Annotated in this window: 24 protein-coding genes; 13 read left to right on the top strand and 11 right to left on the bottom strand. The window is 56.7% G+C overall.

The window, feature by feature from the left end; genetic code table 11:
* The first annotated feature begins 204 nt into the window (after window positions 1–204).
* The 4 genes from HHI26_RS07380 to lldD all read left to right on the top strand — a co-directional run bounded on the left by HHI26_RS07380 (window position 205) and on the right by lldD (window position 4,453).
* Window positions 205–639 carry a DoxX family protein gene (locus HHI26_RS07380; RefSeq protein ID WP_171148940.1) on the top strand — a complete coding sequence of 145 codons (435 nt, stop codon included), beginning with the start codon at window positions 205–207 and terminating at the stop codon, window positions 637–639.
* 252 nt (window positions 640–891) lie between these two features.
* Complete coding sequence (gene lldP / locus HHI26_RS07385) at window positions 892–2,544, top strand: L-lactate permease (RefSeq protein WP_133843623.1); 1,653 nt, start codon at window positions 892–894, stop codon at window positions 2,542–2,544.
* Entirely contained in the window at window positions 2,541–3,311 is a 771-nt protein-coding gene (lldR, locus tag HHI26_RS07390) for a transcriptional regulator LldR (RefSeq protein ID WP_171148858.1), read from the top strand. The genes lldP and lldR overlap by 4 nt, the downstream gene beginning before the upstream one ends.
* The gene (gene lldD / locus HHI26_RS07395; RefSeq protein WP_159337394.1) at window positions 3,308–4,453 is read left to right on the top strand and encodes an FMN-dependent L-lactate dehydrogenase LldD; all 1,146 of its coding nucleotides are present in this window, start codon (window positions 3,308–3,310) and stop codon (window positions 4,451–4,453) included. Before lldR ends, lldD begins: the two co-directional genes overlap by 4 nt.
* Window positions 4,454–4,619: 166 nt before the next feature.
* Here the strand turns inward: lldD and HHI26_RS07400 are convergent, their stop codons facing one another.
* Window positions 4,620–4,886, bottom strand: coding sequence for a hypothetical protein (locus tag HHI26_RS07400; protein ID WP_133843629.1), 267 nt, complete (start codon window positions 4,884–4,886; stop codon window positions 4,620–4,622).
* A gap of 36 nt (window positions 4,887–4,922) precedes the next feature.
* Here HHI26_RS07400 and HHI26_RS07405 point away from each other — a divergent pair, with 36 nt between their 5' ends.
* Window positions 4,923–6,317, top strand: a complete 1,395-nt coding sequence (locus HHI26_RS07405; protein ID WP_171148859.1) for an amidase — start codon at window positions 4,923–4,925, stop codon at window positions 6,315–6,317.
* A 209-nt stretch (window positions 6,318–6,526) separates the two neighbouring features.
* On the top strand, window positions 6,527–7,477 hold the full coding sequence (locus tag HHI26_RS07410) for a helix-turn-helix domain-containing protein (RefSeq protein WP_133843633.1): 951 nt from the start codon (window positions 6,527–6,529) through the stop codon (window positions 7,475–7,477).
* Here HHI26_RS07410 and HHI26_RS07415 read toward each other — a convergent pair.
* The 6 genes from HHI26_RS07415 to HHI26_RS07440 form a co-directional block, all read right to left on the bottom strand.
* Window positions 7,458–8,060 carry an ANTAR domain-containing protein gene (locus tag HHI26_RS07415; RefSeq protein ID WP_167863869.1) on the bottom strand — a complete coding sequence of 201 codons (603 nt, stop codon included), beginning with the start codon at window positions 8,058–8,060 and terminating at the stop codon, window positions 7,458–7,460. The two genes, HHI26_RS07410 and HHI26_RS07415, sit on opposite strands and share 20 nt — an antisense overlap.
* Before the next feature lie 151 nt (window positions 8,061–8,211).
* Entirely contained in the window at window positions 8,212–8,919 is a 708-nt protein-coding gene (locus tag HHI26_RS07420) for an ABC transporter ATP-binding protein (RefSeq protein ID WP_133843637.1), read from the bottom strand.
* Window positions 8,912–9,643 carry an ATP-binding cassette domain-containing protein gene (locus HHI26_RS07425; protein ID WP_171148860.1) on the bottom strand — a complete coding sequence of 244 codons (732 nt, stop codon included), beginning with the start codon at window positions 9,641–9,643 and terminating at the stop codon, window positions 8,912–8,914. The genes HHI26_RS07420 and HHI26_RS07425 overlap by 8 nt, the downstream gene beginning before the upstream one ends.
* Entirely contained in the window at window positions 9,640–10,662 is a 1,023-nt protein-coding gene (locus HHI26_RS07430) for a branched-chain amino acid ABC transporter permease (RefSeq protein WP_167863870.1), read from the bottom strand. Before HHI26_RS07430 ends, HHI26_RS07425 begins: the two co-directional genes overlap by 4 nt.
* A complete protein-coding gene (locus HHI26_RS07435; RefSeq protein ID WP_133843641.1) occupies window positions 10,662–11,531 on the bottom strand; it encodes a branched-chain amino acid ABC transporter permease in 870 nt (289 codons plus the stop codon). Before HHI26_RS07435 ends, HHI26_RS07430 begins: the two co-directional genes overlap by 1 nt.
* A gap of 9 nt (window positions 11,532–11,540) precedes the next feature.
* On the bottom strand, window positions 11,541–12,779 hold the full coding sequence (locus HHI26_RS07440) for an ABC transporter substrate-binding protein (RefSeq protein ID WP_133843643.1): 1,239 nt from the start codon (window positions 12,777–12,779) through the stop codon (window positions 11,541–11,543).
* Window positions 12,780–13,311: 532 nt separating this feature from the next.
* On the opposite strand from HHI26_RS07440, the gene HHI26_RS07445 reads away from it, so the two are divergent.
* Window positions 13,312–13,704, top strand: a complete 393-nt coding sequence (locus tag HHI26_RS07445; protein ID WP_242462129.1) for a type II toxin-antitoxin system RelE/ParE family toxin — start codon at window positions 13,312–13,314, stop codon at window positions 13,702–13,704.
* A complete protein-coding gene (locus tag HHI26_RS07450) occupies window positions 13,691–14,017 on the top strand; it encodes a helix-turn-helix domain-containing protein (protein WP_238337068.1) in 327 nt (108 codons plus the stop codon). The genes HHI26_RS07445 and HHI26_RS07450 overlap by 14 nt, the downstream gene beginning before the upstream one ends.
* 88 nt (window positions 14,018–14,105) lie before the next feature.
* Here the strand turns inward: HHI26_RS07450 and HHI26_RS07455 are convergent, their stop codons facing one another.
* The 3 genes from HHI26_RS07455 to HHI26_RS07465 all read right to left on the bottom strand — a co-directional run bounded on the left by HHI26_RS07455 (window position 14,106) and on the right by HHI26_RS07465 (window position 16,073).
* Window positions 14,106–14,678: a MepB family protein gene (locus HHI26_RS07455; protein WP_205945428.1), complete on the bottom strand. Its 573-nt coding sequence runs from the start codon at window positions 14,676–14,678 to the stop codon at window positions 14,106–14,108.
* A gap of 511 nt (window positions 14,679–15,189) precedes the next feature.
* The gene (locus HHI26_RS07460) at window positions 15,190–15,642 is read right to left on the bottom strand and encodes an acyltransferase (protein WP_133843645.1); all 453 of its coding nucleotides are present in this window, start codon (window positions 15,640–15,642) and stop codon (window positions 15,190–15,192) included.
* Window positions 15,643–15,650: 8 nt separating this feature from the next.
* Window positions 15,651–16,073, bottom strand: coding sequence for a DUF2000 domain-containing protein (locus HHI26_RS07465; RefSeq protein ID WP_167863871.1), 423 nt, complete (start codon window positions 16,071–16,073; stop codon window positions 15,651–15,653).
* 145 nt (window positions 16,074–16,218) lie between these two features.
* Between HHI26_RS07465 and HHI26_RS07470 the strand changes: the two genes are divergently transcribed.
* The 3 genes from HHI26_RS07470 (at window position 16,219) to HHI26_RS07480 (ending at window position 17,477) form a co-directional block, all read left to right on the top strand.
* Entirely contained in the window at window positions 16,219–16,686 is a 468-nt protein-coding gene (locus HHI26_RS07470) for an Lrp/AsnC family transcriptional regulator (RefSeq protein WP_133843649.1), read from the top strand.
* 81 nt (window positions 16,687–16,767) lie between these two features.
* Complete coding sequence (locus HHI26_RS07475; protein ID WP_133843651.1) at window positions 16,768–17,202, top strand: hypothetical protein; 435 nt, start codon at window positions 16,768–16,770, stop codon at window positions 17,200–17,202.
* A 2-nt stretch (window positions 17,203–17,204) separates the two neighbouring features.
* Entirely contained in the window at window positions 17,205–17,477 is a 273-nt protein-coding gene (locus HHI26_RS07480) for a type II toxin-antitoxin system RelE/ParE family toxin (RefSeq protein WP_133843653.1), read from the top strand.
* 16 nt (window positions 17,478–17,493) lie between these two features.
* Here HHI26_RS07480 and HHI26_RS07485 read toward each other — a convergent pair whose 3' ends face one another.
* Complete coding sequence (locus HHI26_RS07485) at window positions 17,494–18,279, bottom strand: DeoR/GlpR family DNA-binding transcription regulator (protein WP_133843655.1); 786 nt, start codon at window positions 18,277–18,279, stop codon at window positions 17,494–17,496.
* 185 nt (window positions 18,280–18,464) lie between these two features.
* On the opposite strand from HHI26_RS07485, the gene gatZ reads away from it, so the two are divergent.
* Together gatZ and gatA are read left to right on the top strand one after the other, a co-directional pair.
* On the top strand, window positions 18,465–19,760 hold the full coding sequence (gene gatZ / locus HHI26_RS07490) for a tagatose-bisphosphate aldolase subunit GatZ (RefSeq protein WP_159337389.1): 1,296 nt from the start codon (window positions 18,465–18,467) through the stop codon (window positions 19,758–19,760).
* Window positions 19,753–20,211, top strand: a complete 459-nt coding sequence (gatA, locus tag HHI26_RS07495) for a PTS galactitol transporter subunit IIA (protein WP_171148861.1) — start codon at window positions 19,753–19,755, stop codon at window positions 20,209–20,211. Before gatZ ends, gatA begins: the two co-directional genes overlap by 8 nt.
* The last annotated feature ends 32 nt before the right edge of the window (window positions 20,212–20,243 follow it).

Below are 20,243 nucleotides of genomic sequence, written 5' to 3' on the forward strand. Positions count from 1 at the left end.
GTTTCAACAACACAGAGCAACACGGTTCCTGTGGGGGCTGACCTTTTGTTTCGGTCAGTCCCTTGGACCCATCCACGCCTTTCCTGAAACCTTCCCACTATTCCCCGCATTTTTTGACTTTGGACAAGGCTACCGTCAGTAGCCGTATGCCAAAAGATGAGAATGAGTATTATCTGATGATAACCTCACACGGGAATAACAATGATGATAGCCAATACGCTTACCCGCTTTAACCAGCTGTTTTCTCATCCTGATTTTGCCAAATTATTGCTGCGCCTGACGGTCGGCGGCCTGATGCTGTTCCACGGCTGGCATAAGCTGCATTCCGGCATTGGCGGCATTCAGGGCATGCTGGCCGCGCACGGGCTTCCGTCTTTCATCGGTTACGGCGTGCTGATCGGAGAAGTGGTGGCCCCGCTACTGTTGATCTTCGGCATTCTCTGCCGCCTCTCAGCCCTGACAATCATTGGCACCATGGTGGTGGCGTGGCTGCTGGCGGGTCTCGGCGACACCTTCAGCCTGAGCCCGGTCGGAGCCTGGGCGATTGAGAGCATGGCTTTCTTTGCGTTCGCCTCACTGGCGATCCTGTTCCAGGGCGGCGGAAAATATTCGGTCGTCGGCCACAGCGCCTGGCGTTAATCGGGCCCTCTTCTGTTCAACGCATCCGCTGCGGGTGCGTTTTTTATCTCCCCCCTCTGACCTCACTTCTTCACCCAACATGGTCCTACCAATCGTAAAAAAACAGTCATCCCGGCCACAGAAAAGCAAAAATTGCGCAACAATCATTGTATTCAACTAACAAAATATTAACTATCAGCAGCTGTTAACCCCAGACAGCTGAATTGGTAGGACCATAATCAGCAGGGGGAGAAAAACTCTGGAGAACCCTGCATGCAACCCTGGCAACAAGTGTATGACCCGCTGAACAATATCTGGCTATCCAGCCTGATCGCCGCCATCCCTATCCTGTTTTTCTTCTTTGCGCTGATTAAGCTCAAGCTGAAAGGCTACCTCGCCGCCACCATCACCGTGGTGCTGGCGCTGATGGTGGCGCTGTTTCTTTACCGCATGCCGGTGGATCGCGCGCTGGCATCGGTGGTGTATGGCTTCTTCTACGGACTATGGCCGATTGCCTGGATTATTATCGCTGCTGTTTTTGTTTATAAAATTTCGGTGAAAACCGGGCAGTTCGATATTATTCGTGCCTCAATTTTGTCGATCACCCCCGATCAGCGCTTGCAGATGCTGATTGTCGGCTTCTCGTTCGGTGCGTTTCTTGAAGGGGCCGCCGGGTTCGGTGCACCGGTGGCGATCACCGCTGCGCTGCTGGTCGGCCTTGGCTTTAATCCACTGTATGCGGCGGGTCTGTGCCTGATCGTCAATACGGCCCCCGTGGCCTTCGGGGCAATGGGGATACCGATTATTGTTGCCGGGCAGGTCACGGGGCTGGACAGCTTTGAGATCGGCCAGATGGTTGGCCGCCAGCTGCCGTTCCTGACCATTATCGTGCTGTTCTGGATCATGGCGATCATGGATGGCTGGCGTGGGATCAAAGAGACCTGGCCTGCGGTGATGGTGGCCGGGGGATCGTTCGCCCTTGCCCAGTATCTCAGCTCTAACTTCCTCGGCCCTGAACTGCCGGACATCATCTCTTCGCTGGTGTCGCTGGTATGTCTGACGCTGTTCCTGCGCGTGTGGAAACCGGTGCGCATCTTCCGCTTTAAACCGGCGGATAATGCCCCTGAACAGCCACTGGTGGTGGAGAAATACCGCACCGGGCAGATTGTCCGTGCCTGGATGCCGTTCCTGTTCCTGACCGCCACCGTTACGCTGTGGAGTATTCCCCCGTTCAAGGCGCTGTTTGCACCTGGCGGTGCGTTGTACAACCTGGTGGTGAATATCCCCATCCCGTTCCTCGACAAGCTGGTGGCGAAGATGCCCCCCGTGGTCAACGCCATCACGCCTTACGCGGCGGTGTTTAAATTCGACTGGCTGTCGGCGACCGGTACCGCGATTATCGTGGCGGCGCTGATCTCCATCGTCTATCTGAAGATGAAACCTGCTGATGCCCTGTCGACGTTCCGCAGCACGCTGAAAGAACTGGCATTGCCCATCTACTCTATCGGCATGGTTCTGGCCTTCGCCTTTATTTCTAACTACTCCGGACTGTCAGCCACGCTGGCACTGGCGCTGGCCCATACCGGCCCTGCGTTCACCTTCTTCTCGCCGTTCCTCGGCTGGCTGGGCGTGTTCCTGACCGGGTCGGATACCTCGTCTAACGCCCTGTTTGCCGCCTTGCAGGCCACCACGGCGCAGCAGATTGGCGTGTCCGATCTGCTGCTGGTGGCAGCGAATACTACGGGCGGCGTGACCGGGAAGATGATCTCTCCGCAGTCGATTGCCATTGCCTGTGCGGCGGTGGGGCTGGTCGGGAAAGAGTCGGACCTGTTCCGCTTTACCGTGAAACACAGCCTGATCTTCACCTGTATGGTTGGGGTGATCACCACGCTACAGGCCTACGTGCTGACCTGGATGATCCCATGACCGCCTCAGGCTCACTGATCGATCGTCTGCGAACGCTGATCGCCGATCGCCAGCTGATGGCAGGCGCCCGCCTGCCATCCGAGCGTAAACTGGCGGATGAACTGACGGTGTCGCGATCCTCACTGCGTGAAGCCCTGAAAAAGCTGGTGGGTGAAGGGGTGCTGTTCAGCCGCCACGGCGGGGGATATTACCTGTGTGAAGCGCCGCCACCGTGGTCGGAACAGCGCATCGTCCAGCCGCTGAAAGCGCTGGTGGCAGATGATCCGGACTACCGTAACGATATTCTGGAAGCACGTCATGCCATCGAAGCCAGCACCGCCTGGTATGCGGCGCTGCGGGCGACCGATGCTGATAAAGAAAAGCTGCAGAGCTGTTATGACGCCATCCAGCAGCAGGAGAGTCTGTCACCGGAGATGGCCACGCAGGCCGATGTGCGCTTTCATCTGGCGATTGCTGAAGCCTCGCATAACGTGGTGCTGTTACAGACCATGCGCGGCTTCTTCGATCTGCTGCAATCCTCCGTGGCACACAGCCGCCAGCGTATGTACACCGTACCGACGATTTTTGCTCACCTGACGGAGCAGCATGAAGAACTGCTGCTGGCGATCCTCGCGGGCGATGCGGAACGGGCCAGCCAGGCGGCGAAAAGTCACCTGGGTTTTGTGCAGACCACGCTCAAAACCCTGCATGAAAATGAAGCCCGGCAGCAGCGCAGCACTCGCCTGCCGGATGACGATACCGATGTCACAAGGGAAGAAAATCGATGATTATTTCAGCCGGAACCGACTACCGTGCCGCAGCCAAACGCATCCTGCCCCCGTTCCTGTTTCACTATATTGACGGTGGCGCTTACGCAGAACATACGCTGCGGCGTAACGTCGATGACCTGGCGCAGATCGCGCTAAAACAGCGTGTGCTGAACGATATGTCCACCCTCAGCCTGCAAACCACGCTGTTTAACGAAACACTGTCGATGCCGGTGGCGCTGGCCCCGGTCGGGCTGTGCGGGATGTATGCCCGCCGTGGTGAAGTGCAGGCAGCGAAAGCCGCCGCGGCGAAGGGTATTCCGTTTACCCTCTCCACCGTATCGGTGTGTCCGATTGAAGAGGTGGCCCCGGCGATCTCCCGCCCGATGTGGTTTCAGCTCTATGTACTGAAAGATCGCGGTTTTATGCGTAATGCGCTCGAGCGTGCCAAAGCCGCAGGCTGTTCCACGCTGGTGTTTACCGTGGATATGCCGACGCCTGGCGCGCGCTATCGCGATGCGCATTCGGGGATGAGCGGCCCGAACGCCGCCCTGCGCCGCTACTTGCAGTCCGTTACCCATCCGCAGTGGGCCTGGGACGTTGGGCTGCACGGCAAGCCGCATGACCTGGGCAATATCTCCGCCTATCTCGGGAAACCCACCGGGCTGGAAGATTATATTGGCTGGCTGGCGAATAACTTCGATCCCTCTATAAGCTGGAGCGATCTGGAGTGGATCCGCGAGTTCTGGGATGGCCCGATGATCATCAAAGGCATTCTCGATCCTGACGACGCACGCGATGCGGTGCGCTTCGGTGCCGACGGCATTGTGGTATCCAACCACGGCGGCCGTCAGCTGGACGGCGTGCTGTCAACGGCGCGTGCGCTGCCCGCCATTGCCGATGCGGTGAAAGGCGATATCGCCATTCTGGCCGACAGCGGCATCCGCAACGGTCTGGACGTGGTGCGGATGATGGCGCTGGGCGCGGATACCGTGTTGCTGGGCCGTGCGTATCTTTATGCGCTGGCAACAGCAGGTCAGGCTGGGGTGGAAAATCTGCTGACGTTGATCGAGAAAGAGATGCGCGTGGCGATGACGCTGACCGGCATGAAATCAGTGGCGGATATTTCGCGTTCGGCACTGGTGGAGAACGGATTGGGTTAAACTCAACTTAGCGCAAGGGCCGACCACTGAGAGATCCCCAGTCATTTTTTGTGGCTGCCAGTTTGGCTTCCGGTCTGAGGCCAGTTTGAGCACGCCGGATCGGCAAAACCCGCATCCTTGCGGGCCTCGGCTCGCGGCATCCCTGCCGCGTGACGTCCGGCTTACCTCAAGCTGGCCCCATCCCCGCAAAAACTGTGCTCGCGGTCAGTTTTAAAACCACCATCACATGACGCTCTAAGCGGGAAAGCGAAATGCCCTTGACGTTGACCTGAACAATCCTGCAGGCCATCGTCACAGGTCGATCAGAACAAATTATCGCAATATTATGGCAGCTTTGAAACCATAGGGAGCGCCATGAAAACTCAGTGGCTGCCCCGCCACACTTCTTGTCCATCTCAACAAAGCCCACCGTTGCCCACTGCTTTAGCTTCAACAGGTCAACTCCACTTTGCCTACGGGAAGCTCAATCATGAACGATGTGCACTATCTCAGCCTGTCAGAAGTCGGCCAGCGTATTCAGTCACGCGAACTCTCTTCCGTCGAGGTCACACAACACCTGCTCGCACGTATCGCCCGCCTCGACCCGACGCTGCACAGCTACCTGCATGTCATGAACGAAAGCGCACTGCAACAGGCGCAGCAGGCTGATGATGAGATTGCCCGGGGGCACTTCCGTGGCCCCTTGCACGGCGTTCCCATCGCCCTGAAAGATCTGATCTGGACCAAAGATGCCCCCACCACCCACGGTATGAGCATCCATAAAGATTTCTATCCGGCGGAAGACTCCACGGTCGTGGAACGGTTCCGGGCAGCCGGGGCGGTCATCTTAGGCAAGCTGGTACAGACAGAAAGCGCCTTTGCCGATCACCATCCCGAGGTCACCCATCCCATCAATCCCTGGGGAGAGCCGCTGTGGACCGGCGTGTCGTCCAGTGGGTCCGGTGTGGCCACCGCCGCCGGGCTGTGCTTTGGCGCGATAGGTACCGACACGGGCGGCTCCATTCGCTTCCCGTCCAGCGCCAATGGCCTGACGGGCATCAAACCGACCTGGGGCCGCGTCACCCGCCACGGTGCATTTGAACTGGCCGCGTCGCTTGACCATATCGGCCCGATGGCGCGTTCCGTCGCCGATGCCGCCGCCATGTTGCAGGCCATTGCCGGGCGCGATGAAAAAGACCCGACCTCCAGCACCCAGCCCGTTCCCGACTACCTGGCGCTGATGACCAAAGGGCTGAAAAAATGCCGCATCGGCCTCGACAGCGCCTGGGCGCTGGACGGTGTGGATGCCGAGACACGCAGCGCCCTGACTCAGGTGCTCACCACCCTGACCGCGCTGGGGGCAGAAATAGTCCCGATCACCATGCCAGACACCGATGAAGCGGCCCGTGACTGGAGCGCACTGTGCGCGGTAGAAACGGCCGTCGCTCATGAAAAAACCTTCCCGGCGCAGCGCGACCAGTACGGGCCAGGGCTGGCCGGATTACTCGACCTCGGCCACTCGTTGAGTGCGCTGGAGTACCAGAAGCTGTGGCTGCGCCGTGCCAGCCTGCGCGGCACCCTTAATGCGCTGTTTGAGCAGGTCGATCTGATCTTCGCCCCCGCCAACAGCTTTGCCGGGCTGACCTGGGAAACCATGGACCGCTTCGGCACCGACGACGAGCTGTTCCGGGGTGTGCTGCGCTTTACCAGCGCGTTTGACAGCAGCGGCCACCCGACCATCACCCTGCCCTGCGGCAAAACCGCCGCGGGTGCACCGATCGGCTTCCAGCTGGTCGCGGCCCACTTTGATGAAACCCGCGCCATCCAGGGCGGCTGGGCCTGGCAACAGGTGACCGAATGGCACCGGATGCACCCCGAACTGTAACCTGTCGCCCCGCTGCGGCGCACCCGCTCCCCGCGATGGTGCGCCCGGCTTTGCCCTTCTGCCATGCTGAAAAAATCCCTTTAACATCATCACGTTAAAAACCGTTAATTTTCTCTTTGTCCGCGCGTTATGGCCCTGTTTTTGCAGTATCAGTGATGAGTTCGCGAAGAATATTGCGCTGATGCCCGGTCACTCTGCGAGGAAAGAGCATGAAAGAGTATTTTTCCACTGAGGATTTTGAATCCCGCCACCGTTTTGATGCCTGGCGCGATGCCGTGTGTTCGCGGCTGATCAATGCCCGGGCACAGCAGACCCAGGCCACGGAGTTCTCGGGTAGTTTCACCTACAGCACACTGGCCGATGTTGATATTGCCAGCCATACCTCGCGCACTGCGCTGGTGTGGCAGCGCACCCCACAGTGCATCCGCCAGCACCCGGCCAGTGACTACTATATCGGGTTATTTCGTAGCGGTAGCGGTCAGCTGGAGCAGAATGGTCACCGCAGTACGGCGCAGTCAGGGGATATGGTGATTTATGATGCTGCACGGCCGTTTAACTTCGCCATGGATCAGGCCGCGATCAATATCATCCGCCTGCCGCGCACCGTGTTTGATCACAGCGCACCGGGGATTGATGCGCTTGCCGGTGTCAGGCTTGATGCCCATCGTCCGGGCGTCACCACCTTACGGCAGATGATGCTGGAAGCCTTCGATTACAACAGTGATACCGAGAGTGCCGGGCACACCGGGCAGTTTGCCAGCACGTTGTTTGAACTGATTGCCGCCGCCATTAACCTGCAAAAAAGCGATGCGTCAGGCAAACCGGATCTGTATGCCCGCATGGTCGCCTGGCTGAAGCAGAACCTGCATCAACAGCAGCTTTCGATTGCCAGCCTCGCCAGCGCCCACCACGTTTCCCCCCGCACCGTCAGCCGCCTGTTTGCCGCCCACGACAGTACGCCGATCGGCACGCTCTGGCAGCTGCGCCTGGTCGCCTGCCGCAAAGTGCTGCTGGAAGGACGGGCGCGCAGCATCACCGAAGTGGCGTTCGATCACGGCTTTAACGATATGTCACATTTCAGCCTGGCCTTCCGCAAGGCCTTTGGCTGTTCGCCCACCTCACTGATAAAAAAACGCAGCGTCAGCCTGCCTGGCGAGTGAGGTTCAGGCTGTCATCAATAATGCGGTCGGCCACCTGCTCCAGCGTACAACGTCGGTTCATCGCTTCAGAGCGCAGTAAACGGTGGGCGCTCCCTTCATCAAGGTGGCGCTCACTCATCAGCAGCAGTTTGGCCCGGCTGAGTTTGGTGTGAAGAAACAGACGGCGCTGGCTTTGCGTCAGTTCCTGCTTCAGATGACGCAGCTGTTGCGCCACCTGCGCGCAGGCGTTTAGCTGTGCCGCCAGGGCGAACGGGTTAAGCGGTTCGGCGATGCTTGCCTGTGGGGAGAGTTCCAGCATCAGTGCCAGCGCGGCGAGATCCTGATAGTTCACCAGCGCTATCAGCGGCACTTCGCGCTCGCGCAGCGCCTGGCTCAGGGCCAGCAGCGCCGGGCGATAACGGCAATCGATGCGCACCACCACCACATCCGCCTGCGGCATCGGCTGTGCCAGCGGCCAGCAGTGCAACATTGTGCAGCCCAGCGCAACCAATTGCCCGGCAACGGCATCAATCTCGCGGTTGGCCGGATGCACCATGCACACCTTCAGGCCGTTTAACCCACCCAGCGTTGTATCAGTACCCATCGCATGCATTTCCCGTCAGTGCAGCACGACAACAGGCCGTACCATCATCAGAGAAGGTAACGCGTTGTGCTGTGCCACACTGTGCCGCGCAGGACGGGTATTATATTCAACGCGCCAGGGTTTGCGGGCAGACCGAAACAGAAGGTCATCCCTACGCTACATGGAACCCGATATGCTGTTCGGCAATCGCCTGCGCGCTGGTCTGGCGCGGGTCAATCACTTCAACAATCGCCCCCTTCTCAATCACATGAATACGGTCGGACAGCGCATAAAGGAACTCGATGTCCTGCTCAACCAGGATAATAGAAATATCCATTTCATGGCGCAGCACGCGTAGCGTCTCGATGATCTCCTCACAGATATTCGGCTGGATCCCTTCCGTTGGCTCATCCAGCAACACCAGCTGCGGTTCACCGCACAGGCAGCGGGCCAGCGCCAGCAACTGCTGCTCACCGCCGGACAGCGATCCGCCGGGCTGAGCCACCAGCCGCTTCAATCGCGGAAACAGCTCCAGCATCCGCTCCACCATCGGTGCCGCCTTGGCGAAGTTTTTCACACAGCCCATGCGCAGGTTTTCTTCCACCGTCAGCGTGGGAAAAATCTGCCGCCCCTGCGGCACAAAGCCAATGCCCGCCACCGCGCGCTGATGCGCCTCATAGCGGCTGATATCAATGCCGTTCAGCAACACCTGCCCCTGCCAGCCGGGCAGTTCGCCCATGATGGCGCGCAGCAGCGTGGTTTTCCCCATGCCGTTACGGCCCAGAATGCCAGTAAAGGCTTTGGCACCGACAAACAGATCAACGTTATGCAGCACCGGCACTTTGTCATAACCGGAAACCAGCCCTTTCAGTTCAAGCATGTTTGATCTCCGTATTTCCGAGGTAAGCTTCTTTGACCGCCGGGTTCTGCGTGACCTCGCGGAAGGTGCCTTCCGCCAGTACCTCCCCCTGGTTAAACACCGTCACCTGCTGAGCGATCATGCTGATAAATTCCATGTCATGCTCCACCACCACGACCGTGCTGTTGAGGTTGATCTCTTTGATAAGCTCGGCGGTTTTGCGCACTTCGTGCCAGGTCATCCCGGCGGCAGGCTCGTCCAGCAGCACCAGATCGGGTTTTGAAATCAGGATCATCCCCAGCTCCACCCATTGCCGCTGACCGTGCGACATCTCAGACAGCACCGTGTCGGCGCTGGCAACCAGATCGATCTGCTCCAGCACCTGGGCAATATGCTGCGGGATCTGCGCTTTCGGCAGTTTGATCGCTGCCGCCTGCCACAGATTTTCATAGACGCTTAAGCCCTCGAATACGCTGGGCACCTGGGTTTTAATTCCGATGCCGAGCCGGGCGATGGCCCAGGGTTTCAGGCCGGAGATGACCTGGTCGCGGTAACGGCACTCGCCGCGCGTAGGCAGCACCTGGCCACTCAGCATCTTGAAGAAGGTGCTCTTCCCCGCGCCGTTCGGCCCGATCAGGCAGCGTAGCTCGCCCTCACGCAGGGTAAAATCCACCTCTTTCACCGCATGGACGCCGCCAAAACTGACGCCCATTTTCGTTGTCTGCAGAATAATCCGGCTGTTCACAGTTTCACCTCCGACATCTCAGCATCCGCTTGTGGTCTGGCTTTACGCCGTATCAGCCGCTGTAAGGTAGGCAGCAGTCCACCAGGAATCAGCAGCACAAAGGCGGTGAGGATCACCCCCAGTACCAGATTGGTGTCGACGCTCTGCTGCGCCCCAAGCCGGGTCACCAGCCACTGCAACGCCACACAGCTGATCACCGGGCCGATTAAGGTGCCGCGCCCGCCGACAATCACCCAGATAATGATCTGCGCCGACTGGCTGATGCTGAAGACGCCGGGGCTGACGAATGCCCCCCAGTTGACGTACAGGCAGCCCGCCGCCCCGGCAATCGCACCGCCGATGGCAAAAGTGCCGAGCTTATGGGCCGGGACGTTATAGCCCAGCAGCCCGGCGCGCTGTTCGTTTTCACGGATCGCCACCACGGTTTTGCCAAAGCGGCTGGCCAGCGTCAGCTTCAGCAGCGCGTAACAGAGGATCAGGCAGAAACCGGTGACGGTGAAAATCGCTTCCGGCGACAGAATATCGTCGGGGCTGAACAGGCCGTTCAGCGTTGGCACGGATGGCATGCCGTTAAAACCGCCGAGCAGCGCTTCACCCAGGCGGTATTCGCTGCCGGAGGTGGAGTTCATCCAGTTAAACAGCACCAGGCTGACCGCCAGGGTGATCGCTCCCAGATAGACGTCGCTGACGCCGCCGTAAAAAATCACGTACCCCAGCAGTAGCGAGAACAGCGTTGGCACGACAATCGCTGCCACCACAGCCCAGGTGGAGTCGCCAACGTTAATCGCACAGATAGCGTAGGTGTAAGCGCCAATACCGAAAAACGCCGCCTGACCGAAGCAGAGAATACCGCCATAGCCCCAGATAAATGCCAGGCTGAGCGACAGGATCGCCATCACCAGAAATACCGTCAGCGACAGCAGCGTGTACAGCTCCAGCGCACCGGATAACCATAGCGTCACCCCCGCCGCCGGGATCACCACCAGCAGTGTTTTTACCCATTCAGGCCATGTTTTCATCACAGGGATCTCCGAAAGAAGCGACCAGTAATGCCCTGCGGCAACAGGCGCAGCAGAACAATGGCCGACAGCAGCAGCGCTACCGCACCAAACACCGGCGTAGACATAAAGGTGACCACCTGCGAAATAGAACCAAACAGCGTTGAGGAGGTGAGCGTTCCGGCAATGATCGCGCTACCGCCGCCGATCACGGTGATAAAAGCTTTGGCGATATAGCTGATGCCGATCGTCGGGATCACCCCGGTGATCGGCGCCAGCAGTGCCCCGCCGAGGCCGGAGAGCGCCGCCCCCAGACCAAAGGTCAGGCTGTAGATTTTTCCGGGGTTGGTGCCCAGCGCCGCTGCCATCCGTGCATTTTGCATGGTAGCGCGGGCGCACAGGCCGATGGTGGTGAACTTCAGCAGCAGCCACAGCGCCAGCATCAGACACAGCGAGAAGCCGATCATAAACAGCGCATAACCGCTGGTATTCAGGCTGCCAATGGTCACGCCCCCAAGCGGGGAGCTGATGCCGAGCGTCGTATTGCCAAACACCATGGTTGCCGAGCCGATAATCGCCAGGCTCAACCCCCAGGTCGCCAGCATGGTGTCGATGATGCGCCCGTAGAGGTTACGGATGATCACCCGCTCCACCACGATGCCAAAGATCCCCACCACCAGCGGTGCCAGCACCAGCATGGAGATCCAGATCGGCACGCCCCACTGATTGGTCGCGAGGATCGCCACATAGCCCCCCAGCATCATAAATTCACCGTGTGCCATATTGACGATCTTCATCATGCCGAACACCACCGCCAGCCCAAGGCTCATGACAATCAGCGTGGCAATCGCGTTCAGCACTTCAACGCTGTAGATAATGATCCAGTCCATATTCCCTCCTTACAGCTGTATCTGATACTGCTTGGTGTCACGCGGATTCTTTTTCAGATCGCACACCATTGCAGTATCCAGCGGTGGCTGCTGCGCATAGGTTTCGAGGATCTGCATCTGGTGGTCTTTGACCTCCGCGATATGCACATCCAGCGTCAGATGATGGGTGCCCGCATCGACGGTCGCTTTACCGCTGGGTGAATCAATCGACAATCCGCTTTCCAGTGCTTCAATCACCTTCATCCGGTCGGTATCCCCCGCTTTTCTCACCCCTTCCGCCCATAGCAGGAAGCCCTGATAGGCGCCCATCGCCAGGTCGCTGACATAAGGGGCATTCGGGCCATACTTCTCTTTGAAACGCTTAACGAAGTCGATATTGGTCGGCTGGTTGATCTCCTGCATATAGTTGGCGCAGATCAGCATGCCGTTACTCTCTTCCGGCGAGAGGATGATGTGTTCATTACCGCTGCCGAAGCTGGTGGAGGTCATCGGGATTTTTCCGGTCATGCCTGCCGCGTGCCACTGGCGGTAGAACGACAGGTGCGCCCCGCCCACCAGCGCCGACCAGATAAAGTCCGGTTTCGCCGTCTGGATTTTCGAGATGGCGGCACCAAAGTCGGTGACGTCCAGCGGGAAGAATTCGACGGCCACGGTTTCCCCACCGTTATCGGCAACATACTTCTTCACCCAGGAGGAGATGATCTGGCCGTAGTTGTAGTCGGCCGCCAGGATGTAAACCTTTTTGCCCCACTTCTTCATCGCATAAGGCACCATCTTCTCAACGGTTTGCGCCGGGGTGGAGCCGGAGGAGAAGTAGTTACGGTCGCAGACACCGCCTTCATACTGCGCCGGGTAGAAATAGAGGGTGCGGAAGCGGTCGAGTACCGGGCGGATCACTTCACGTGAAGCAGAGGTGATCCCGGCGTGTACCACGGCCACTTTATCTTTCAGCGCGGCCTGCTGTGCGTACTGCGCATAGAGCTGCATATTCGACTGCGCGTCATAGGTAATCATCTGCAACGGCCGCCCCAGCAGGCCGCCGCTGGCGTTAATTTCGGAGGCCGCGAGGTTGATGGCATCGGCCATCGGTTTACCGTAAATATCCAGGCCGCCTGACAGGTCGAGAATGGTCGCTACTTTGATCGGGTTGTCGCCCGCGGCAAAGCTGAACTTCGGTAACCCCAGCGTTGCCATGCCGACTGCGGATGCCACACTGCCACTGATAAATGAACGCCGACTGATAGCCATAAACACTCCTGATGCTGTTTTTTAATTTATTTCCCCCACGGGAAGCCCTTCATGATCGCCATGAAAGAGAAAGGGGATGTTGGGATGGTTAACGTTGACTGACGCCATTGTCAGGCTAAAGGGTTAGCAGGATTAACTAAGCAATTAACAGGCCAGGATTGCGGGGGCAGGCAGTACGCCGCGTGGGCACTGTCGGTGTGTTTATCAGAGCGATATATGCACTATCCTGGCACACAGCAATGTGCAGATATGGTGCATAACATATTGATTTAATTATTTATTGTTATGGCAGGCAGGTAACGGAGGTTGGCATTTTGAACACAGTGTTATGATGAAAAAGATGTTTTAAAATCATCATCGGCAAGCCCATCAGACCACTTAATCATGAATAAGAAGGCGTCATTTCCTCTTCTGCAACTGATGTTTTTTTGTTCATCCATATTGCAGAATGCTCCTCACAAAACTATAGTACTCAGTACCACAAGGAAAAGAGGCATTACAGCGCGGTGAACGATTATGGAAGAATCGAACCGTGGGTATTTATGTGACCAACCTTTTCGAAAGAAGCCTTAAGAAGCAAAATATCCCAGACACAACACTGTGCAAAATCGCTCAGGAAATTGTCAGCGGACTTTTCGATGCAGATTTAGGCGGAAATGTTTACAAAAAGCGCATCCCTTTACAGCGAGGCAAAAGCGGAGGGTCGCGCTCAATTGTTGCCTTCAGATTGGGCGAAAACCTATTTTTCATTGATGGCTGGATTAAAAGCGATGTCAGCAAACGCGGACAGAAAGAAATTCCAGATGATGATTTGGAAACCTATCGCGATATTGCTCACGATTTTCTCAGCATGTCAGCTCAGACTATTAATAAGGCAATAGAGACAGGCAGATTAAGAGAGGTACATTGTTATGAGCCGTCTTAAACAACTACAGGAAATGGCGCACAGTTTTAATGAAATAGGTGCCGTTTCAGATGAGACAGTGAAACGCCTGGATGCTCGCATCAGAGCGCAGGAAATTCGCGAAAAGTTGCCAAAAATCATGGTAATGGAAGGCAAAGATATCCGGGCTATGCGTGACCGTTTGGGGATCAGCCAGGCCGGACTTGCCTATACGATGAATATGACAGTAGCCAGCATCTCAAAATGGGAACGTGGAGAGAAAAAGCCAAATGGTGCCGCACTTCGCCTGTTAAACACCCTTGATCGTAAAGGGATTGAGGTTTTTGCGGAGTAACGTCGAGCTGAAAAGAAGGTGCACACCATCAACACGGCCGACCGGAAAAAAGAGCTGGCCCGTACGCCAACATCATCATGTCGTGGGGCTAGCTTCCCCGGTTCTCCCGACTCAGCCCCCGCCACACATCGCCACCCGCAGAGTATTCAGAATGTAGCGGATAAAAATAGCGGCTCTGCCACTGCTGTGTTTTGAGCGCCTGGCGCGACAGAGGTGTGACCCAGGGCGCGTAAACCCGCAGCGCACGCTTGCCGCCCACGCCCTGGCGGGAGAACACGCCCTGTTTCACCAGAATGTCGCCATCAAACAGAAAAATACCGCGGTTCTCCTCATCAAAAACGGCCACCATCACGGCGGCAATGTCCTGCTCGCTGTCCAGCGGGGCAATCTCATCACCCACGGCTGGCCGCTGCCATAGCGTGACAAACTGACCGACTTTCGTCGGGGTAGTACGCGCAACACGGAAAACCACGGTTTGATGATTGACCGACAGGCGGCAGGCTCCGTAGTCGGCACTTTCTGCCTCGCGCTGCGGCGCATGGGTCACGACCAGCCCGGCAGGCAGCAAAAGGTTTTCAATACACTCGCAGAGTTGCACTGGCAGCAGGCCGTTTGCCGGGTCGGTCTGCCAGGTCAATGGGTGGGTAACGGTATCAGACACAGATCACTCCCTGTTAAAAGCACGTATCAGTTAGGCACTCCGGCAATCACTTTAGTCGATTATGCCGTCAGTAAAACACCGATGGCAGCATCGTTCTGAAGATAATCCTTTTCCATTCCGGGTCACGTTGATCAGGCCGCTGTCCAGCGTTGGTACGGGGCGATCGGAAAAATGATCGCCCCCTACATCAGATCGAGATGCCGTGGAGGTTTTAAAATCCACAGCAAGCACTCTCTTGCGGGGATGGGGCCAGTTTGAGGTAAGCCGGACGTCACGCGCCAGGACGGCGCGTGCCGAGGCCCGCAGGGATGCGTCTTTTACCGATCCGGCGTGCTCAAACTGGCCCCGGACCTGACACCGGACTCTCCGCCACCAGCACGGGGCGATCGGAAAGACGATCGCCCCCTACATTAGATCGAGATGCCGTGGAGGTTTTAAAATCCCACAGCGGGCACGCTCTTGCGGGGATGGACCAGTCTGGAAAAAGGGTTGCCTTGACAGGCGAAGAGGTTCACAGCGTCCTGATTAGCCGGGCAGGATTGCCGGCATAAATTCCCTTGATGGTCACCGGCTTCACGACCACACTGCCCGCGCCAATCACCGCACCGCTGCATATCGTTTCCGTCAGAATGGTCGCGCCGCTGCCCACGGTAACATGGTCGCCCAGCGTGATGCGCAGCCAGTTTTGCGCATCCGCATCCGGTTTACCGCTGTGAAACAGATCGTTGGCAAAGGTGACGTTATGCCCGATAAAGCAGTGATCGCCCAGCGTGACGTTCTCACAGATAAACGTGTGCGACTGAATACGACTGCCGCGCCCAATCACGCATCCTTTCTGGATCTCGACAAACGGGCCGACAAACACATCATCCTGTAACACACATTCATAGATGTTTGCCGGGGTCATCACCCGAACATTTTGCCCGCTGACCACATTGCGAATGTCACTGTCGATAATCTTCATTGCACCCTCTACTTATACAGCGCCAGATTCCCCGTCAGTTGCGTGATCTTCTTCTTTGGCCCGATTAAGCCAATCGCGACCAGCTCAATCTGTGGGCTGCTGACTGTGGAAATACGTTCCCCATACTCTTCATACGTCCGGCACGACTGTGCCAGCGCGCTAAACGGCATGGCGTAGATATCCTCATCCTGACTGGCGATAGACAGTAATTGTTGCACATAACTGCCCTCTGCCAGCAGCACAGGCAACGGGGCATAGATCACCCCCGGATAGTTCACCCCATCGCCACTTTGCAGATCCGGCCCCACCAGATTGTCGACCGTGCGGCCAAAGCTGATGCCAATCACGCTGGCAGCATTCATCGCCAGCCCGGGGCTGAGTTGATTGTCGATAATAATCGTACAACGGTGCTGCGTGGCGTCAAATTTCATCGAAATTTCCTGGTGTCAGTCACAATAATCAGGCGAATATTATTGCGCAGCGTGGCGGGAAAAGGTTGTCTCAATCTGTTGTAAAAATGCCTAAAAAGGGCAAGATTAACCTATTGAAATATCAATATGAGAAGAAATGGACCTGATGACCTTAAACACAATCGACATGAAAATTCTGGCGCTGCTGCAAAACGATGCGCGCGTCACCAATCAGACGTTGGCCGACCATATCGGTATGTCGGCATCGCCATGCTGGCGTAAAGTGCGCAAGCTGGAAGAGGATGAAGTCATTCAGGGCTATCGCGCCGTGCTGAATCGCAAGAAAATTGGCCTGGGGGTAATGGTCTTTGTCCGCGTATCGATCGATAGCCACAACGAGGCCGAAGCACGCAAATTTGAACAGGAAGTCACCGCACTGGAGGATGTGGTGGCCTGCTACAGTATCGGCGGCGATGCAGACTTTCTGTTACAGGTGGTAGCCCAGGATCTGGATGCCTACGCTGACTTTGCCATGAAAGTGATCCGCCGCCTGCCAGGCATCAAAGAGATGCAGAGTATGTTTGTGCTGAAAGAGATTAAGCCGCTGGTCAGCTATCCCATTAAAGCCGGGTAAATACCCCGGCAGAATTGCGATTAACAGTTAATTGCGTATAATTCGATTATTATTTGCGCGCAAGAATTAAGGTGCATAACGATGAACGAAACAATCGATCACGCCACGTTCAATAAGTTGGCAGAAGCCGGTGCAATCAACTCCGTCCAGGTGGTGGCTCAGCCCGGAGGCTGGATATTGTTGATCCGCTATGGACGCATAGAGAGCCAACTGACTACGCAACGCAGCCGCAAGACGCGTCTGTTTAAACGACTGGAGTCATTGGTTATCTATTTGAAAGACCTGGGCATCGAACGCTTTGATATTGACTCTTCAGGCTTTGACCCACAAATAGGACCAACGGGTACACGGCCCGATCGTTCTGCGGCGCTTAAACGCGCCCATGAAGCCGCAGCGTATGAGCAGTGGTTTAGTGAACAGGTTTTGATTTCACAGAATGATGACAGCCCTTCCCTTGATCATCAGCAAGTCCGGGAAATTTTTGCCGCGAGGAAGCGCGCTCTGCTTAAGGAATAATCATGGAACTGGTATGGAAGCCACATGCCCTGAAGGACAGGGAAACCATCATGGATTATATTGCCAAAGACAACCCGCTGGCCGCAGTTGAACTGGATGATCGCTTTGAAATTATCGCAGAATCAGCATGTCGTCACCCGGACATGTACAAAATGGGGCGAGTGCCCGGCACTCATGAGGCGGTGGTACATCCCCATTACGTCATGATTTATCAGGTCGATAGTTGTAGCCTGCAGATACTGCGTATCCTGCACACTGCCCGTCAATGGCCATAACCGCCACCATTCTCGCCTACACGACCATCACTGTCTTCCCTTTGCCGATCAGTTGATCCAGCACCTCTGGCGGGGCGGCATCATCGGTAATGATGGTGTCGATTTTTGCCAGCGGCAGGACCTGGTTAAAACCTTTGCGGCCGAACTTACTGGCATCGGTTACCACCACCACTTTATGCGCGGCCGCCGCCATGACGCTGCTGATGGCAAACCCTTCGTTAAAGGTGGTGATGCCGTTATCCGGGTCCAGCCCATCGGCCCCGACAAACATCAGATTGGCAGAGACGTCGCGCAGGGCATATTCCGCAATGGAGCCGTGCAGCGAAATGGTTTTATGCCGCAGCGTGCCGCCGCACACCACCAGCGTAATATCTTTGTTTTCCGCCAGGATAAAAGCCGCGGGCAGATTGTTGGTGATCACCGTGATATTGCTGAAAGCCACCAGCTCCTCGGCGATCAGTTTGGTGGTGCTGCCACTGTCGAGGATCAGCGTATCGCCTTCCTGCACCAGCCCTGCGGCCGCAATGGCAATGCGTTTTTTCGGCCAGGAGGCCAGCTGATAACGGTCCGTCAGGCTGACTTCCGCATGATACTGCACGGCCTCAGGCTCCTGAAGCACACTGCTGACTCTGGCGGCACCGCCGTGAAAACGTGTCAGTAACCCTCTCTCTTCCAGCAGCCGTAAATCTGCACGGATGGTGACTTCGGTCACGCCTAACTTCCCCGAAATATCGTTAACCAACAGGCTTCCCTGAGCATTGACCAGCTCAACAATCTTCCTCCGGCGTTCAAACGTATTCATAACGGCTCCTGAAATGATGATAGGCGAAAGCTTAAACGGAAGTATTAGAAAGTAAAAGACAATAAAGACAAAGAAAGATAACGAAAGAATACGAAAAGATTATGACTCCGATCACAAAAGAACAGGAAGCCAATTGCGCCACATTCGAAAACAAACGATTGTTTGCGTAGTCAGCCGGAGGGTATATGAGAAAGATCATTGAACAACACCAGCGAGATCCACAGATTGGCATCTGCTCAGTCTGTTCTGCACACCCGTTAGTGATCGAAGCGGCACTGAGAATGGATCTGCACAGCGATCGTGCGGTATTAATCGAGGCCACATCCAATCAGGTCAATCAGTTTGGTGGCTACACTGGCATGACGCCGGAGAGCTTTCGTGATTACGTGCTGACGATTGCCGACCAGGTGGGGTTTCCGTCACAACGTCTGATCCTCGGCGGCGATCATCTTGGGCCGAACTGCTGGCAGCATGAGCCCGCAGAGCAGGCGATGGCCAAATCCCGGGATCTGATCGCTGCCTATGTGCAGGCGGGTTTCAGCAAGATCCATCTTGATGCGTCCATGCCCTGCGCAGACGATCCCAACCCGTTACCACCGGAAACGGTGGCGCAGCGTGCCGCTGAGCTGTGTTGTATTGCCGAGATTACCGCAACACCTCAGCAGAAAGCCGCACTGACCTACGTGATCGGCACGGAAGTTCCGGTGCCGGGTGGCGAAGCCAGCGCCATTAATACAGTGCATATCACCCACGTAGCGGATGCAGCGGCGACGATTGAGCTGCATCATCAGGCGTTCCGCACTGCAGGGCTGGAAGACGCCATCGGGCGGATCATCGCCATCGTGGTGCAACCTGGGGTTGAGTTCGATCACAGCAGCGTGGTGCACTATCAGCCCGCACTGGCACAAGGGTTGCGCGACTTCATTGCCACCACGCCGCTGGTGTATGAAGCCCACTCAACGGACTACCAGACCCGCAGCGCCTATCGTGCACTGGTGCAGGATCACTTCGCCATTTTGAAAGTCGGCCCGGCACTGACCTTTGCCCTGCGCGAGGCCGTATTCGCTCTGGCCGCGATTGAGCAGGTGTTGATCGCCCCGGAACAGCAGAGCCAGATCCTTGCCGTGATTGACCAGGTCATGCTTAACGAACCCGGCTACTGGAAGAAGTACTACCGCCCGGTATTCAGCGACTCGCTGGTGGATATTCATTTCAGTCTGTCTGACCGCATCCGTTATTACTGGCCACATCCGCGCATTCATCGCGCCTTCAGCCAGTTGATGGATAACCTGGCAACGACAGCGATCCCGTTAGGTTTGCTCAGCCAGTATCTGCCACAGCAGTTTTCCCGCGTGCTGTGCGGCGAACTCACCCCGACACCGACCCGTTTAATCATCGATAAAATTCAGGACGTCCTGCGCGACTATGCCTTTGGCTGCGAACGTCAACCACAGACACTGAAAGGGGTCAGCCATGCATGATTATCGGTTGTTCATCACGTCAGGCGTGCATTTCGACAACGCACAGCAGGTGCTGACGCATATAGGAGAACGGATGCTGGCCGAAGGTGTAGTGCTGCCGGGTTACCCGGCGGCACTGCTGGCGCGGGAACACCGTTACCCGACGGGTATTGCGCTGGAAAATCACGCCGTTGCCATCCCGCACTGTGAAGCTATCCATGCGATTGAACCGGCCATTTATCTGATCCGCCCGGATAAACCGATCGAATTTGACCAGGCCGATGACGACGGAAAAGTGGCCGCCACGCTGATTATCGCGCTGGTGGTTACCCATCCACAACAGCAAATGACGTTACTGCGGGCACTGTTTAGCCAGCTGCAACAGCCAGAATTTATTGAAACGCTACTTAACGTCCCGGAAGCAGAGATTGCCACCTGTTTTAACCGGCAACTGCTGGCGACGGCGGCCTGACCCTTGTCTTACCTGACCCTACAACAGGAGTG

Origin of the sequence: Erwinia sp. JH02, from assembly GCF_013074405.1 — a bacterium.
Classification (GTDB): domain Bacteria; phylum Pseudomonadota; class Gammaproteobacteria; order Enterobacterales; family Enterobacteriaceae; genus Erwinia; species Erwinia rhapontici.

What these genes read in the sequence shown, in the direction of transcription:
- HHI26_RS07380 (WP_171148940.1), top strand. Translation starts at nt 205, where the DNA reads ATGATAGCCAATACGCTTACCCGCTTTAACCAGCTGTTTTCTCATCCT.
- lldP (WP_133843623.1), top strand. Translation starts at nt 892, where the DNA reads ATGCAACCCTGGCAACAAGTGTATGACCCGCTGAACAATATCTGGCTA.
- lldR (WP_171148858.1), top strand. Translation starts at nt 2,541, where the DNA reads ATGACCGCCTCAGGCTCACTGATCGATCGTCTGCGAACGCTGATCGCC.
- lldD (WP_159337394.1), top strand. Translation starts at nt 3,308, where the DNA reads ATGATTATTTCAGCCGGAACCGACTACCGTGCCGCAGCCAAACGCATC.
- HHI26_RS07405 (WP_171148859.1), top strand. Translation starts at nt 4,923, where the DNA reads ATGAACGATGTGCACTATCTCAGCCTGTCAGAAGTCGGCCAGCGTATT.
- HHI26_RS07410 (WP_133843633.1), top strand. Translation starts at nt 6,527, where the DNA reads ATGAAAGAGTATTTTTCCACTGAGGATTTTGAATCCCGCCACCGTTTT.
- HHI26_RS07415 (WP_167863869.1), bottom strand. Translation starts at nt 8,060, where the DNA reads ATGGGTACTGATACAACGCTGGGTGGGTTAAACGGCCTGAAGGTGTGC.
- HHI26_RS07420 (WP_133843637.1), bottom strand. Translation starts at nt 8,919, where the DNA reads ATGCTTGAACTGAAAGGGCTGGTTTCCGGTTATGACAAAGTGCCGGTG.
- HHI26_RS07430 (WP_167863870.1), bottom strand. Translation starts at nt 10,662, where the DNA reads ATGAAAACATGGCCTGAATGGGTAAAAACACTGCTGGTGGTGATCCCG.
- HHI26_RS07435 (WP_133843641.1), bottom strand. Translation starts at nt 11,531, where the DNA reads ATGGACTGGATCATTATCTACAGCGTTGAAGTGCTGAACGCGATTGCC.
- HHI26_RS07440 (WP_133843643.1), bottom strand. Translation starts at nt 12,779, where the DNA reads ATGGCTATCAGTCGGCGTTCATTTATCAGTGGCAGTGTGGCATCCGCA.
- HHI26_RS07450 (WP_238337068.1), top strand. Translation starts at nt 13,691, where the DNA reads ATGAGCCGTCTTAAACAACTACAGGAAATGGCGCACAGTTTTAATGAA.
- HHI26_RS07460 (WP_133843645.1), bottom strand. Translation starts at nt 15,642, where the DNA reads ATGAAGATTATCGACAGTGACATTCGCAATGTGGTCAGCGGGCAAAAT.
- HHI26_RS07465 (WP_167863871.1), bottom strand. Translation starts at nt 16,073, where the DNA reads ATGAAATTTGACGCCACGCAGCACCGTTGTACGATTATTATCGACAAT.
- HHI26_RS07470 (WP_133843649.1), top strand. Translation starts at nt 16,219, where the DNA reads ATGACCTTAAACACAATCGACATGAAAATTCTGGCGCTGCTGCAAAAC.
- HHI26_RS07475 (WP_133843651.1), top strand. Translation starts at nt 16,768, where the DNA reads ATGAACGAAACAATCGATCACGCCACGTTCAATAAGTTGGCAGAAGCC.
- HHI26_RS07480 (WP_133843653.1), top strand. Translation starts at nt 17,205, where the DNA reads ATGGAACTGGTATGGAAGCCACATGCCCTGAAGGACAGGGAAACCATC.
- HHI26_RS07485 (WP_133843655.1), bottom strand. Translation starts at nt 18,279, where the DNA reads ATGAATACGTTTGAACGCCGGAGGAAGATTGTTGAGCTGGTCAATGCT.
- gatZ (WP_159337389.1), top strand. Translation starts at nt 18,465, where the DNA reads ATGAGAAAGATCATTGAACAACACCAGCGAGATCCACAGATTGGCATC.
- gatA (WP_171148861.1), top strand. Translation starts at nt 19,753, where the DNA reads ATGCATGATTATCGGTTGTTCATCACGTCAGGCGTGCATTTCGACAAC.